This window comes from Ruegeria sp. CF8 (assembly GCF_056537285.1).
The window spans coordinates 121,224-136,222 of sequence record NZ_JBQFRG010000006.1 but is presented as its reverse complement, the minus strand read 5'-3'; the positions used below and the strand labels follow the sequence as shown (position 1 = coordinate 136,222).

The window sequence follows — 14,999 nt, the reverse complement described above, 5'->3', positions numbered from 1 at the left end:
TTATCCCCTTCCGATATAGGGCATAGTCGTGGCCATGACAGTCATGAACTGAACATTCGCCTCAGGCGGCAGGGTTGCCATATGCAGAACTGATCGCGCCGCGTCTTCGACGGCCATGGTCGGGTCAGGCGTTTCCCCCGCCGCCTGCGCCGCGTCCACCAACCCCTGAACCATCTGCGTCCGGGCGTTCCCGATGTCGATCTGCCCGCAGGCTATTCCAAAGAACCGCCCGTCCAAAGACAGGCTGCGGGTCAGCCCGGTAATCGCATGTTTTGTCGCCGAATAATGCACTGAATTCGGACGTGGCACATGAGCGGCTATTGAGCCGTTATTGATGATGCGTCCGCCCTGAGGGTCCTGATGCCGCATGATCCCAAAGGCTTCGCGTGCGCACAGATACATGCCGTTCAGATTGACGTTGACGCTTTGATACCAATCCTCCAGCGCAATTTCGTCAATAGTACCGCCCGGTGCAAAGATGCCTGCATTGTTGAACAGGACGTCCAGACGCCCTACCTCGTCCGTGAACTTGCCGAACGCCGTCTTCACAGCCTCAGGATCTGTTACATCCGCAGGCAGCGCAACGGCGTTTCTGTGCTTTTGCGCTAGGGCATTCAGCTTATCCGCACGGCGTGCCAGCACTCCGACTGTCCACCCTTGGGCCAGGAACAATTCCGCCGTGGCCAGACCTATGCCAGAGCTTGCGCCGGTAACGATGATGGATGTCATGTCTCTTCCGCCTCCAATGTCAGTGACGCCGCTGGGATAGCCCGCAGGTCATCCACCCGCAGCGGGTAAGTTGGCTTCGACAATCGGTTGCGGACGACCCAGATCAGACGTTCCTGCGCGCGCGTGATCGCCACATAAGCCAAACGTTTCCACAAAGGTTGTCCGGCCTCTGTCCGGCCCATTCGGGCTGCGGCGTAGATGTCCGGTGCAAAAACCTGAACCGTGTCCCACTGAGAACCTTGCGCCTTATGTATCGTCACTGCCGCACCGTGCAGGAACGTTGCGCCCATACGCGCCGCAAAGGGAATGAACGGTTCTTCCTCATCCGGCTTCTCGATCTGCACAATCGACGCCGCGCTGACCTGAGGGTCTTCGGCACCCATCACATGCAGCCGCGAGAATCCCGGCTTTCGCCCCGGCCCCAGGTACACGACTTGTGCCCCCTTAATCAGCCCACGCGCTTCAAGATCCAGCCGTTTTTTGCGATGTTTCAAAGGCAGCTCAATCCCGTCGCAAATCAGCGGTTCCCCTTCCAGAAGCTCAGTCTCTGGTGCGCCATGGACGTTCCTGAAAGCCTGAATAAGTCGAATGCGTGTCGCGTTGCGCCAAACCAAAACCGGGCTACGCGCCATCAGGTCGACCTCGACCCGCTGCCCCCAGATGACCCTGTCGTCGCGGCGGGCTGTCTCTTCGACCAAACGCTCGAAGTCTTCAAACCCCATCGCCGGGTCTGCCAGAGCATGTGCCAGATCGAGGATTGGGTTGTCTGCATCCTGTCTGTGAACGCGTTGAAGCGTCAGTTTTCTGGGCTCGGGCAACGCCTCGAACACCATGCTGCCCGATTGATTTACCGGTGCCAGCTGTGCCGGATCACCGAATAACAAAAGGGTTGGAAAAATCTCTTTCAGATCCTCGAATTGACGGTCGTCCAGCATCGACGCTTCATCGACAAACCCGATGTCCAAAGGTTCGTCGCGCCGTTTCCACCCCGTGATGAAATCCGACCCTCGCAATCCGGCAGCAGCCAGTGCCCCAGGCATGGACTTGTTGTTTTCGTAAAACGCCGCAGCCCGATCCAGGGCTTCATCGGTCAGTCCTTCAATCTCAGGACGTTCATCGTTGCCCGCCAGCCATTCAGCGATGCGCTCGTATTCCGGGTCGTACACAGGCGTGTAGAGAATGCGGTGAATTGTGGTGGCGGGCACGCCGCGCAGACGCAGAACACTTGCGGCCTTGTTGGTGGGGGCCAGGATAGCAAGGCTACGCTTGTCCCTGGACTTGCGACTTTCATAGTCGCCGGACACCACCTGCACCCCGGTCTCTGCCAACGCTTTGTAAAGTTCAGCCAAAAGCAGGGTTTTTCCGGAGCCAGCCTTGCCGATCACGGCCATTACGCCCGATTTCCCTGCTCCAGGCAGCTTGAGTAAGGCGTCATCTTCCAGATCGACACCCGCTGATCGCAGCATCTCGGCGATGCTGTCAAATGCGGCGGCCTGGTCATCCGAGAAGGTTACATTTTGCAAAGACATGGCGCGACCCTACAGGGCCACGCCGACCATCACCAGATGCGGAATGGCGTTTTCAACCACTCATGCGGACAAGGCAAACCGGTGCTGTTTTTTGGGCCCAAATGCCGTGTTGAACCATAGGCGCGACAGTTCACGTGGGATGCCTGCCCGTTCCGCCACGCGGTTGCAGTCATCCGCCGAATAAGGCCATAACCCGACCGAGATTTGATCCCGTCCACTGCCCTGGGTGCCCAGAACCTCGGGCGACGAGCCGATCAAGCGATAGATACGGATCATGCGTGCGTCAAAAACACCCGCGATATGGGTCAGGCCAAAACCCTCCATCATCTCACCGCCGCTCAGCATAATAGCCCCGGCCGTATGAGGGCCTGCGTTGCGTGACAGGCAGAACCGTGTCACTTCCCAGATCAACGGGCTGCAAATGGGTCTGCCGCCGTTGAGATGCCCGAAAACCTCGTTGATCATCACCCGGCCCGTTGTGGGCAGCACCCGCATCGACCCGCCATGACTGCCGTCCGGCTCTTCCCAAATGACGTAAAGAGGGTTGAGCGTATCGTACTCGTCCCGTTCCTCCCCTCGTTCGTTGACATGGACATCCCACCCCAGCCGGGTTTTGAACTGATCCGCACGATCCCTGAACATCCCCTCTGCCAGAGTCGGAAATCTGTGCAACTCATCGGCATATAAATAACGCAACATGACTTGTTCCCCTTGTCGTCCTGTGCAGGAACGAAGGGGGTACAGAGTCATGGTTAATTTAGGGTGTGGAGGCCGCTCGACCCTTAAACCACTATTAATCCTCGGCTGAGCGCGGTTGCAATTGCATGAGTGGTGTTATGGGCACCCAATTTGGACCGGGCGCTTTCGATGTACACACGTAAAGTATGCTCTGAAATCGACAGCGAATGCGCCACTTGGGCACGGCTGTAACCCAAGGCCAAAAGGGTGATCGCGTCAATTTCCCGTGGTGAGAGGTTGCGTGTGGAATCCGGTTGCCTGTCTTTCTCGAACTCCAGAGCCTTGCGATTGATGTAATGCGCAACCAGGATCAGGTCCCGCCCATAAGTCGAAATAAAGCGTTGCCAGATCTGATCATCACAACTGTGATTTACGGTGAACAAGGCAAATTGCCCGTTCGGTCCTCGGATCGGAATAGAATATCCCTGATTGCCGACTCCGTGGTTTCTGGCATCTTCAAGAAAGGATTTTGCAACCCTGCTCGACCAATCCAGTGATTTCCAGTCGACAGGATGAAACCTTTGGAAACATCCGAGAATAACAGGATCAATCCGGTGATAATTTTTGTCTCGGTAACGTTCGTCCCAGGCATCTGAGTAGGTAGTGTAACCGTATTGATCGCCGGCACCGTCAACCCAATGATAGGTCAGATGATCGACCTGCAGAACACCTCGCAATCGCTCGGCAACGTTGCTGAGCTCTTCAAGCGTGTTGGTGTTTTCCAAATCCTGTAGGATTTGACCCAATTCGACTTCTGTTCCCATCCGCGGGCGCTCGTGCCTCGTTCTTCAGGGACGCAATCTCGGCCGCAGCGATCAGCCTTGTGTCATCCAGCTGCTCGGCAAGCGCGCTCAACCCGTTCGCAACGGCGAAAGCATTGAGGTCCGACAATACGTCCAATATCCACTCATTCTGCGCCATTAGGGTCTCTCTGAAACAGTTAACGAAGCGTTAACACAACCATAACATGTGTTATCTTTTTCGACCTATTCACTGGTTTCTACTCCGCAAAAATAGCGGGTCCAAGAATTGTAAGTCTTTGAAAGATCAAAAACCTTCAGCTGAAAACGAAACACCCGCCAACCGGCCGAGCGATTCGCGGGTGTTTCTTTTCTGCAACCTGACAGATGATCAGCCTGCGTCGAGAACCTCTTCCAGAGTGCGCAAACCAGTGCGGGGGGCTTGAACAAGGACAGACATGTTGCCCGGCTTGTGTTCGTTCCGCAGCATCTTCATGTGCGCCTCGGGCAGATCGTTCCATGTGAACACTTCTGACATGCAGGGATCCAGGCGACGCTCGACCATCAGCTTGTTTGCGGCAGCCGCCTGTTTCAGATGCGCAAAATGCGACCCTTGCAAGCGCTTCTGGTGCATCCACATGTAACGCACATCGAAGGTGCAGTTGAAGCCGGTAGTACCGGCGCAGATCACGACCATACCGCCCTTTTTGACAACAAAGGTCGAGACCGGGAACGTGCTTTCACCGGGGTGTTCAAACACCATATCCACGTTGTTGCCCTTGCCGGTGATGTCCCAGATCGCCTTGCCGAACTTGCGTGCTTCTTTGAACCATTCGGCATATTCCGGCGTGTTAACCGTGGGAAGCTGGCCCCAGCAGTTGAAGTCTTTCCGGTTCAGAACGCCCTTGGCACCCAACCCCATGACAAAGTCACGTTTGCTTTCGTCCGAGATTACGCCAATTGCATTTGCACCGGCCGTGTTGATCAGCTGGATCGCATAGGAACCCAGACCGCCCGACGCACCCCAAACCAGAACATTCTGGCCCGGTTTCAGGTCATGCGGCTCGTGACCAAAAAGCATCCGGTAAGCGGTCGCCAGCGTCAGCGTGTAGCACGCTGCTTCTTCCCAAGTCAGATGCTTGGGGCGCGGCATAAGCTGTTGCGCCTGAACGCGGGTGAACTGGCTGAACGACCCGTCCGGCGTCTCATAGCCCCAGATCCGCTGGCTGGGTGAATACATCGGATCGCCACCGTTGCATTCTTCGTCATCGCCATCGTCCTGGTTGCAATGAATGACAACCTCATCACCCACTTTCCAGCGCTTCACCTTGTCGCCAACGGCCCAGACAATGCCCGACGCGTCCGAACCGGCGATGTGATATGGGGCTTTGTGGCCATCAAACGGGCTGATCGGTTGCCCCAAGGCTGCCCAGACGCCGTTGTAGTTGACGCCAGCCGCCATCACCAAAACCAGCACCTCGTTGCTGTCCAGTTCAGGCACGTCGACCACTTCTTGCTGCATCGCAGTGTTCGGCTCGCCATGGCGTTCCTTACGGATGGCCCAGGCGTACATCTGCTTGGGGACAAATCCCATCGGAGGGATCTCACCCATTTCATAGAGGTCCTTTTCAGGTGCCTCGTACGACGCGATACCGCTTTCGGTGTCCAAAGCCATGCTGGCCTCCTTTTTCTAATGTCGTTGCCGCAACGCAGAATCGCGCGCTTCACAAGATGAGATATTTGCCGCTGAGTAATAATGCAACCGTTTTTGGCGTTGATTTGTAATTTTATGACCCAGCAAGTGCAGAAAGTTATTTCGCAGACGCAGTATTTGAAGTTTTTTTGCGAACAGGCACCGAGGCTGCGTAATAATCCAGCAAATCCACTCGCTGGCCTGAAAGTTTTAGAGTGTCCTCCTGACGGCTTAAGATCCTGCGTTCGACCAACTGATTCAGAGCGTTTTCAACCGCTGCTTGATCCATGTGTGACTCATGACCGTCCTCGGCCAACATGGACAGCACTTGGGCACGCACGTCTTCTTCCGGCAGAGAACCCTTTTCCTGCAACAAACGGCACGCCGCAGGTGCCGGAACCTGCGGAACGGCTTGACCGATACGTTGCATCAACTCGCGGGCCAGATCCGTCATGACATCGTCATTGCTGACAGCGCGGAATTCCTTCAGCGAAATCGGGACCCCATATCGCACAGAAGCGACGCCAAACCGCTTGTACCGCCCGATCAGACGCCGCCAGAGCTGTTTGAGGATCCAGCGCGAGATCACCCCGATCCGAGCACGGAATCGGCGCTCCGACCCCAAGGCTGCGCGGGTCAGGATGGTATCTTCAAGCACCCGGTCATAGTTCAGTGCGACGGGAACAAAAACCACATCACGCCCGTCCGGCGAGGTGCCATCCATAATGTACTTCAACAAACCCAGCTTTGGGCGACCCAATGCGCCGGTCAGGCTTAAGCCGCCTTCCGGGAACATGGCTTGCGTCACACCAGCTTCGGTCGCATGGCGCACATAGCAGGACAGCACTTGCCGATAGAGCTCGCTGCCTGATTTACGCCGAATGAAATAAGCCCCCATCGCACGGATCAAACGGCTCAGCGGCCAAACGCGCGCCCATTCCCCAACCGCGTAAGACAAGGCCGATTGCTGCGCAGCCAGATAGGTGACAAGCACATAATCCATATTACTGCGGTGGTTCATTACAAAAACCACCGTCGCGTCCGGGTCGATGTTTTTTATCTCAGCCTCATCTTCATAACTGAGTCGGACCTCATAAAACGTGTTGCTCAACAGACGGGCGAGACGGATCGCAAAGCTGAAATAGGCAAAGGCAGAAAACGACGGAACAATCTCACGCGCATAGCGGCGGGCTTTTTCAAACGCGACCGCCTCGGGTATGCCTTCGTCCTGCGCATGTTGTTGAACCGCACGTCCGACCTGAGGGTCGTAAATCAACCGCTGGATCATGTCGTGTCGCCGCGCCAGCTTAAACGGCTGGATAGGACGTTGAAGCCTTTGATTCATTCGCGAAACGGCCCGTTCCAACCTGCGGCGGAAGAACCAGCGCACCGAAGGGAACAGAAAATGCGATGCAAAAGTGACCATGGCAAAGACCACGATCAGCAGGAAAAGCCAAAGCGGAAGTTCCACGGTTTGCGTCATGGCGGCACATTGCCACCAATCGCAACTGCCCACAATCTGAACAATTGAAGGATGCCGCAACGCAGCGAATTGACATATCCCAAAAATTGCGCTTTAGAACCTCAGGACGTAATTTTATTGCCCATCGAAACACGAGGCCCCGCTATGACGCAGACGCAGAAAGATCGCCCCTGGCTCATCCGAACCTATGCCGGTCATTCCACGGCCAAAGCCTCGAACGCGCTTTATCGTGGGAACCTGGCGAAAGGGCAAACCGGCCTGTCCGTGGCTTTCGATTTGCCCACGCAAACGGGTTATGACAGCGACCACACCTTGGCGCGGGGTGAAGTTGGAAAAGTGGGTGTTCCCGTTTGTCATCTGGGCGACATGCGGGTTCTGTTCGACCAGATTCCGCTGGAGCAGATGAACACCTCGATGACGATCAACGCCACAGCCCCATGGCTTTTGGCGCTATATATCGCCGTCGCGGAAGAGCAAGGCGCAGACGTGTCGAAATTGCAGGGCACGGTTCAGAATGACCTGATCAAGGAATATCTGAGCCGCGGCACTTATGTTTGCCCGCCCAAACCGTCGCTCAAGATGATCGCGGACGTCGCCGAGTATTGCTATACCAACGTTCCCAAGTGGAACCCGATGAATGTGTGCTCGTACCACCTGCAGGAAGCGGGCGCGACACCGGAACAGGAACTGGCCTATGCGCTGGCCACCGCCATCGCTGTGTTGGACGAACTGCGCCCGCGCGTTCCGGCTGAGGATTTCCCAGCGCTTTGTGGCCGGATTTCGTTTTTCGTAAACGCGGGCATCCGCTTTGTTACCGAAATGTGCAAGATGCGCGCCTTTGTCGATCTTTGGGACGAGATTCTGCAACAACGCTATGGTGTCGAGAACCCCAAATTCCGCCGATTCCGCTATGGCGTTCAGGTAAACTCGTTGGGTCTGACGGAACAGCAGCCAGAAAACAACGTCTATAGGATCCTGATCGAGATGCTGGCCGTAACGCTGTCGAAAAACGCGCGGGCCCGCGCGGTGCAATTGCCCGCCTGGAACGAGGCTCTTGGCCTGCCGCGCCCTTGGGATCAGCAATGGTCGATGCGGATGCAGCAGATTCTGGCCTATGAGACCGATTTGCTGGAGTTCGACGATCTGTTCGATGGTAACCCTGCCGTTGACGCCAAAGTTGAAGACCTGAAAACAGGTGCGCGAGCCGAGTTGGCGAACCTGGACTCGATGGGGGGCGCGGTGGCCTCGATCGAGTACATGAAATCCCGTCTTGTGGATTCAAACGCAGACAGGCTGAACCGTATCGAACGGAATGAAACCGTCGTTGTTGGTGTAAACAAATGGATCGAAGGTGAGGCCTCACCTTTGCAGACCGAAGACGGCGGTATCATGGTTGTCGATCCCGCGGTCGAGCAGGAACAGATCAACCGCCTGAACCAATGGCGTGAAGAACGCGACGATGCTGCGGTCAAAGCAGCTTTGGCCGCCTTGCGCGAAGCGGCGCAGACCGGAGCTAACGTGATGCAGCCTTCAATCGCTGCCGCCAAGGCAGGTGTCACCACAGGCGAATGGGCGGAAGAGATGCGCAAGGTCTACGGCACCTATCGCGGCCCAACCGGTGTCTCGGGATCTGTTTCGAACAAAACCGAAGGGTTGGACGATCTGCGTGCTGCTGTCGACGCGGTCAGTGACAAGCTGGGCCGCCGTCTCAAGTTCCTGGTCGGCAAGCCGGGATTGGATGGCCATTCAAACGGGGCCGAACAGATTGCCTTTCGCGCGCGCGATTGCGGTATGGACATCAGCTATGAGGGCATCCGCCTGACCCCAGAGGAAATCGTGGACGCTGCACGCGAAGACGATGCGCATGTGATTGGCCTGTCCATCCTGTCCGGAAGCCATTTGCCGCTGGTCGCAGATGTCTTGGCGCGCCTGCAAAACGCTGGGTTGTCTCATATCCCGGTTGTGGTCGGAGGAATTATTCCCGATGAAGATGCCGAAAAATTGAAAGCAATGGGTGTGGCCAAGGTTTACACCCCTAAGAACTTTGAATTGAACGCAATTATGGGCGATATTGTTGTTTTAGCTGATCCCAAAACTCTTGCCGCTGAATAATTGAGGCTTTTACTTCTTTTTTCCCCGTTTCTGTCCTTTATATCTTTGGGATGGAATAATCCTGTTATTGGAAATACGGTGCGCGCCAATGCGCACCGTAATTTAGTTAAATCGGAGAGGACTGATGGGGATCAATCTCGAACAAATGTCACGAAAAGAGCTGTTATCTTTACGTGATGAAATAGAAAAAGCGCTTGTCAGAGCCGAAAAACGCGAACGGCAAGAAGCATTGAAGGCGGCAGAAAAAGCCGCGGCGGAGTTCGGGTTTTCGTTGTCTGAATTGTCCAGCGATGCGCCACGTGGCGGAAAATCGCCTAAATCCAAAGCAAAATACCGCAACCCGTCGAACCCGAACCAGACTTGGTCAGGCCGTGGCCGTAAACCTCAATGGGTGCATGACGCCCTAAAGGCGGGTGCGGATATTTCCGAACTGGAAATTTGATCAAGGTAAATTGAACAAATGACCATTCACATTGGCGCCGAAAAAGGCGAAATCGCGGAAACCGTTTTATTGCCCGGAGATCCTTATCGGGCAAAATGGGCTGCTGAAACGTTTTTGACCGACGTAAAGCAAGTCAATAACGTTCGAGGAATGCTTGGCTTTACCGGAAAATGGAAAGGAAACCCTGTTACAATTCAGGGCAGTGGCATGGGGATGCCCTCTCTTTCCATTTACGTGAATGAACTGATCCGCGATTACGATGCAAAAACTCTGATCCGTATCGGCTCATGTGGCGGCATGCAGGACAGTGTTAAAGTGCGTGATGTCATTCTGGCAATGACATCTACCACGCTCAGCACCCCTTCGCGGGGCATAATGAAAGAGCTGAACTTTGCCCCCTGCGCCGACTGGGATTTGCTGAAGGCGGCGGCAGCGGCGGCAGCGGACAAGGGAACGCCGACGCATGTTGGCGGCATATATTCCTCCGATGTCTTCTACGACGAACGCCCGGATCTGAACGAACAGATGGTCCGCCACGGCATTCTGGGCGTCGAAATGGAAGCTGCGGAACTGTACATCCTGGCGGCACGCCACAAGTGTCGGGCGTTGGCCGTGCTGACAGTTTCCGACCACCTTTTGACCGGAGAAGCTCTGCCGTCGTCTGAACGCGAGCGCAGTTTTGGTGACATGGTGGAAATTGCCCTTCAGGCGGCCTTCCCGAACAGCTGACAGAAGCCAGGCATCACCAGGTGCCTGTCGGATTTATCGCCCGTGCGTGCGATCATACCCATTGCGCGCCGGGCTTTCCCACCCCTTCAAATCACGTTCAGCGGGTGCGAAAGTTTCGACCAGCAGCGGGAAACAGGCGGCCGTGTCCGAAGAATGCTCGGACGAACAATCCCCACCCGGGCAAGCGCTTAGATTGCCAATCAGATCAATCTCGGCAAAGAACTCAAGATAGTCGCCGGGACGCACGGGTGAGGCTTTCATAAAGTATTGACCGGTATCGCGCGTAAACCCTGTGCACATAAAGACATTCAGCACGTCATGCACTGCAAGTTCAGCCTCGGCCAACGGCAGATCCAGATGGTCCGCAAGCGCGCGGGTCAGGTTTGAATGGCAGCAGTGGTGGTATTGCGTGCCCGACAACAAGTTGCCCGTATAGGGATCGCATCGCGTACCAATAACGTCATGGACCGACCCGCCAAAGGCGTCGATCCCGTACCATTCCAGCGTGTCCTCAATGATCGTGGCCATGGGGCGCAGATGGGGAAAACTGGACCACATCCGCTCTCCGGTGGTCAGATGCGTTCCATGCAAGGCGCGAGTTTTCCCAGAATAGAACCGCTCGGCCAGGTCATTGCGATTCCATATGTTTAAATCACCGACCTGAGGACCTTCGACGGATGTGATACGAAAAAAGTGCCCTGCCGGCACCTCAAAACAGCGCGCATCGCGCGGAGGAACCAGAACCTCACCCGTTTTGATTGCGCCTTGGCGCAGGGTTCGCATCCAGGACACATCGGGTCGCGGCAATGCGTCGTTTGGATAGCAAATGACAGGGGCGACCGCACGACGGGCATCGGCGTCCTCGGGTTGGCGGATTGTGTTTTCGGAACCGTTCATGGTCAGAAGAGTGGCGCATTACGCCGGCCCCGAAAAGCCAGAACTTTCAGGAATCACGTGCCTTCAGACACTTCATGGGTTGTTCCTGGGCGGCAATCTCAGCCCCGCAGAAACTACACCGCCAGAGGCCGTGGCTTTTGTCTTGCCGCCACCGACAATCACGTGTCAGCGAAGAATGGCGCGCGCGCCAGAAAAAGTAGGCGAACACTCCGGCCGCCAGCAGAAGCAGAAGAACAGGCATTCCTCTGCTTTGCTGATTGCCGAACGTTTTTCAAGTGCCGCAGTCTGTTGTCAGGCGGCGTTTGCATATTCGAACAGTTCGGGTTCCTTGTCAGCTTGAACCGGCTCTGGTGTGTAATAAGCCCATGCTTGTTCAAGCAGTTCCAACGCTTGCTTGGCGTCGAATTTTTGTTTGGAAGTATCTTTGCTCATCGGAGTGATCCTGACTTAATCTCATCACTCCTCCCTGACCAAAAAATAAGGCAACGCAGCCGGGGCTGCATCGCCTAATTTTGCAAGTTGGACATGCGATTATCGCAAAACGCAACGTCGCTTATACAGCGCGTTCCACCATCATCTTCTTGATTTCGGCAATCGCCTTGGCCGGGTTCAGACCTTTAGGGCAGGTCTTGGCGCAATTCATGATGGTGTGACAACGATAGAGCTTGAACGGATCTTCCAGCTCATCCAGACGTTCACCCGTGGCCTCATCGCGGCTGTCGATGATCCAGCGATAGGCGTGCAACAACGCGGCGGGGCCAAGATACCGGTCACCGTTCCACCAATAGCTGGGGCACGAGGTCGAGCAGCTTGCACACATCACGCATTCATAGAGACCATCCAGCTTCTTGCGATCCTCGATCGATTGCTTCCATTCTTTCGCAGGGCGGTTGGTCTTGGTTTCCAGCCACGGCATGATCGACGCGTGCTGCGCATAGAAATGGGTCAGGTCAGGGATCAGGTCCTTGACTATCGGCATATGCGGCAGCGGATAGATCTTCACGTCGCCCTTGATCTCATCCATGCCGTAAATACAGGCCAACGTGTTGATCCCGTCGATGTTCATCGCACAAGAGCCACAGATGCCTTCGCGGCAAGACCGGCGGAAGGTCAATGTCGGGTCGATCTCGTTCTTGATCTTGATCAGAGCGTCCAGAACCATCGGGCCGCATGTATCCATGTCGACGAAATAGGTATCCACACGCGGGTTCTGACCGTCATCGGGGTTCCAGCGATAGATCTGGAACTTGCGCACATTCTTCGCGCCATCCGGCTTGGGCCAGGTCTTGCCGGTGGTAATCCGGGAATTCTTGGGCAGGGTCAGTTGAACCATGTCAATTCTCCATTCAGCACAAGGCCGCCTTTCAGCCTGTCCGGGCGCGATCAGACGCCCCTCGGTTATAATGGCCCCAATGGGCAATGTTCACGTCAAAATCCGGCGAGAGCCAGTCCGCAACGCGTTGTGGGTCATCTTTGTCGATATCATAGCGCAGGAAGCGAGGATTTCCGTCGAAATAGGCTTCGACCTCGGCGTGGTGCACATCGTACATATGCGCCCAGCCCTGTTTCACCTCATCCGCCATCTGTCCATTAGCCTTGCAGCACCGCTCCAGATAGCCACCGCTGGAATGGCTGGCCCGTGACGTGATCCAATCCTCGCAATTGCGCGTGTTCAGCAGAAAGTAAGCGTCCGGGTAAGCCGCGTGCAGTTCCCGAAAGAGCCGAGCACCGTCGAGCATGAAGCGTGAATTGACAAAGGCAATGTCAGTGAACGCCCTGACCGCACCAAACCCATCCAAGGGTCTACGCCCCATGGCAATGTTGGTCATCATACGATGCGCCAGATTTTGACCCTGTTCATCTTCCCAATGCACGGACGGAATTCCGCTGTTTTGGAACAGTTTGTGAAACGAGGTCGTCGCACAACGGTTCAACCCGATCAGGATGATCTTGGGGTCGCTTGACCCGGACTTCAAAACTTCGACTGTCATGACAAGCACCAAGCACGCGCCATCCGCAGGCTGATTACCTGCATCAGGATCGCGGATATTTGGCGCTTGTGCAGCATTGCCTGCTTTCCCTTCCCTTAGAACGTCCGCGCTTTGGGCGCGATTTTCTGCAGGCTGATACCGCCTTGTTCCTCGGTCGTCAGCGGATCAACGATGACCGGGCGATAGCTCAGCTCAACTGCGTTGCCTTCAACGCGGCTGACTGTATGCACACGCCAGTTTTCATCGTCACGTTCGCTAAAGTCCTCATGCGCGTGGGCACCACGAGATTCCTTACGCGCCTCAGCACCGACGATGGTCGCCAGCGCGTTGGGCATAAGGTTGGTTAGCTCCAGCGTTTCCATCAGGTCGCTGTTCCAGACCAACGAACGGTCTGTGACTTTCAGATCGTCCATCTTGGAAGCAATCGCGGTCATCTTTTCGACGCCTTCAGCCATGGTTTTGGCCGTACGGAACACGGCTGCATCCGCCTGCATGGTTTTCTGCATCTCAAGCCGCAATTCCGCAGTCGCAACTGAACCGTTGGCGTTGCGGACTTCATCGAACCGGTCAAAGGCTTTATCGACCGACGCCTGGTTCAGAACCGGATTCGGCGCTTCGGCATCCACAACTTTACCAGCGCGGATCGCGGCCGCGCGGCCAAACACCACGAGGTCGATCAGCGAGTTAGACCCCAGACGGTTCGCACCGTGGACCGAAGCACAACCCGCTTCACCCACAGCCATCAAGCCAGGAACGACGGCCGTTGGGTCGTCGGCGGTGGGGTTCAGAACCTCACCCCAATAGTTGGTCGGAATGCCACCCATGTTGTAGTGAACGGTCGGCAGAACCGGGATTGGTTCCTTGGTTACGTCGACCCCCGCAAAGATCTTTGCGCTTTCCGAGATACCCGGCAAACGTTCGGCCAAAGCTTCGGCGGGCAGGTGTGACAGGTTCAGGTGAATGTGATCCCCTTCCGCGCCGACACCACGACCTTCTCGGATCTCCATCGTCATCGAGCGCGAGACATAATCACGCGGCGCGAGGTCTTTGTACTGGGGCGCATAGCGCTCCATGAACCGCTCGCCTTCCGAGTTTGTCAGATAGCCACCCTCGCCGCGCGCACCTTCGGTGATCAGACAGCCCGAGCCGTAGATGCCGGTTGGGTGGAATTGAACGAATTCCATGTCCTGCAATGCCAGACCCGCGCGGGCCACCATGCCGCCGCCGTCGCCGGTGCAGGTATGGGCCGATGTGGCGCTGAAATATGCCCGGCCATAACCGCCAGTCGCCAGAACAACCATTTTAGCATTGAAGACATGCATCGTGCCGTCGTCCAGCTTCCAGCAGACAACGCCCTGACACTGACCGTCCTCAGACATGATCAGGTCGATCGCGAAGTATTCGATGTAGAACTCGGCGTTGTTTTTCAGCGACTGACCATACAGCGTATGCAGGATCGCGTGGCCGGTCCGGTCCGCAGCGGCGCAGGTCCGCTGCACGGCGGGGCCTTCACCAAACTCGGTTGTGTGACCGCCGAACGGGCGCTGATAGATCTTGCCTTCTTCAGTGCGGCTGAATGGAACGCCGTAATGCTCCAACTCGTACACGGCCTTGGGCGCTTCCCGCGCGAGGTATTCCATCGCATCGGTATCACCCAGCCAGTCGGACCCTTTGACAGTGTCATACATGTGCCACTGCCAGTGGTCAGGACCCATGTTCGACAAGGACGCCGCGATACCACCCTGAGCCGCCACTGTGTGCGATCGGGTTGGGAAAACCTTGGTCACGCACGCGGTGCGCAACCCCTGTTCTGCCATACCCAACGTTGCCCGCAGACCGGCCCCACCGGCGCCGACAACGACCACGTCATAATCATGCGTTTCGTATTCGTATGCAGCCATTTCTTTCAGCTCCGG

General features: G+C 56.1%; 14 protein-coding genes. 3 read left to right on the top strand and 11 right to left on the bottom strand.

The window, feature by feature from the left end; all coding sequences use genetic code 11:
* The 6 genes from ACR0EV_RS15055 to ACR0EV_RS15030 form a co-directional block, all read right to left on the bottom strand.
* Positions 1-729 carry an SDR family oxidoreductase gene (locus ACR0EV_RS15055; RefSeq protein ID WP_480800833.1) on the bottom strand — a complete coding sequence of 243 codons (729 nt, stop codon included), beginning with the start codon at positions 727-729 and terminating at the stop codon, positions 1-3.
* Positions 726-2,258 carry an ATP-dependent DNA helicase gene (locus ACR0EV_RS15050; RefSeq protein WP_480800832.1) on the bottom strand — a complete coding sequence of 511 codons (1,533 nt, stop codon included), beginning with the start codon at positions 2,256-2,258 and terminating at the stop codon, positions 726-728. Before ACR0EV_RS15050 ends, ACR0EV_RS15055 begins: the two co-directional genes overlap by 4 nt.
* A gap of 60 nt (positions 2,259-2,318) precedes the next feature.
* Entirely contained in the window at positions 2,319-2,957 is a 639-nt protein-coding gene (locus tag ACR0EV_RS15045; RefSeq protein WP_480800831.1) for an acyl-homoserine-lactone synthase, read from the bottom strand.
* A gap of 83 nt (positions 2,958-3,040) precedes the next feature.
* A complete protein-coding gene (locus tag ACR0EV_RS15040) occupies positions 3,041-3,760 on the bottom strand; it encodes a helix-turn-helix transcriptional regulator (RefSeq protein ID WP_480800830.1) in 720 nt (239 codons plus the stop codon).
* A gap of 367 nt (positions 3,761-4,127) precedes the next feature.
* A complete protein-coding gene (gene ccrA / locus ACR0EV_RS15035) occupies positions 4,128-5,411 on the bottom strand; it encodes a crotonyl-CoA carboxylase/reductase (RefSeq protein WP_480800829.1) in 1,284 nt (427 codons plus the stop codon).
* 136 nt (positions 5,412-5,547) lie between these two features.
* Positions 5,548-6,912 carry a 1-acyl-sn-glycerol-3-phosphate acyltransferase gene (locus ACR0EV_RS15030; RefSeq protein WP_480800828.1) on the bottom strand — a complete coding sequence of 455 codons (1,365 nt, stop codon included), beginning with the start codon at positions 6,910-6,912 and terminating at the stop codon, positions 5,548-5,550.
* Positions 6,913-6,963: 51 nt separating this feature from the next.
* Here ACR0EV_RS15030 and ACR0EV_RS15025 point away from each other — a divergent pair, with 51 nt between their 5' ends.
* The 3 genes from ACR0EV_RS15025 (at position 6,964) to deoD (ending at position 10,195) form a co-directional block, all read left to right on the top strand.
* Positions 6,964-9,024, top strand: a complete 2,061-nt coding sequence (locus ACR0EV_RS15025; protein ID WP_480800827.1) for a methylmalonyl-CoA mutase family protein — start codon at positions 6,964-6,966, stop codon at positions 9,022-9,024.
* A 124-nt stretch (positions 9,025-9,148) separates the two neighbouring features.
* A complete protein-coding gene (locus ACR0EV_RS15020) occupies positions 9,149-9,466 on the top strand; it encodes an H-NS histone family protein (RefSeq protein WP_480800826.1) in 318 nt (105 codons plus the stop codon).
* Positions 9,467-9,484: 18 nt separating this feature from the next.
* Entirely contained in the window at positions 9,485-10,195 is a 711-nt protein-coding gene (deoD, locus tag ACR0EV_RS15015) for a purine-nucleoside phosphorylase (protein WP_480800825.1), read from the top strand.
* 33 nt (positions 10,196-10,228) lie between these two features.
* On the opposite strand, the gene ACR0EV_RS15010 is transcribed toward deoD, so the two are convergent.
* The 5 genes from ACR0EV_RS15010 to sdhA all read right to left on the bottom strand — a co-directional run bounded on the left by ACR0EV_RS15010 (position 10,229) and on the right by sdhA (position 14,984).
* A complete protein-coding gene (locus ACR0EV_RS15010; RefSeq protein WP_480800824.1) occupies positions 10,229-11,092 on the bottom strand; it encodes an urea carboxylase-associated family protein in 864 nt (287 codons plus the stop codon).
* A gap of 291 nt (positions 11,093-11,383) precedes the next feature.
* Positions 11,384-11,524 carry a hypothetical protein gene (locus tag ACR0EV_RS15005; RefSeq protein WP_480800823.1) on the bottom strand — a complete coding sequence of 47 codons (141 nt, stop codon included), beginning with the start codon at positions 11,522-11,524 and terminating at the stop codon, positions 11,384-11,386.
* A gap of 121 nt (positions 11,525-11,645) precedes the next feature.
* Positions 11,646-12,425, bottom strand: a complete 780-nt coding sequence (locus tag ACR0EV_RS15000; protein WP_480800822.1) for a succinate dehydrogenase iron-sulfur subunit — start codon at positions 12,423-12,425, stop codon at positions 11,646-11,648.
* Between the two features lie 31 nt (positions 12,426-12,456).
* Positions 12,457-13,083, bottom strand: coding sequence for a sulfotransferase (locus tag ACR0EV_RS14995; RefSeq protein ID WP_480800821.1), 627 nt, complete (start codon positions 13,081-13,083; stop codon positions 12,457-12,459).
* Positions 13,084-13,178: 95 nt separating this feature from the next.
* Positions 13,179-14,984: a succinate dehydrogenase flavoprotein subunit gene (sdhA, locus tag ACR0EV_RS14990; RefSeq protein WP_480800820.1), complete on the bottom strand. Its 1,806-nt coding sequence runs from the start codon at positions 14,982-14,984 to the stop codon at positions 13,179-13,181.
* Between the last annotated feature and the right edge of the window lie 15 nt (positions 14,985-14,999).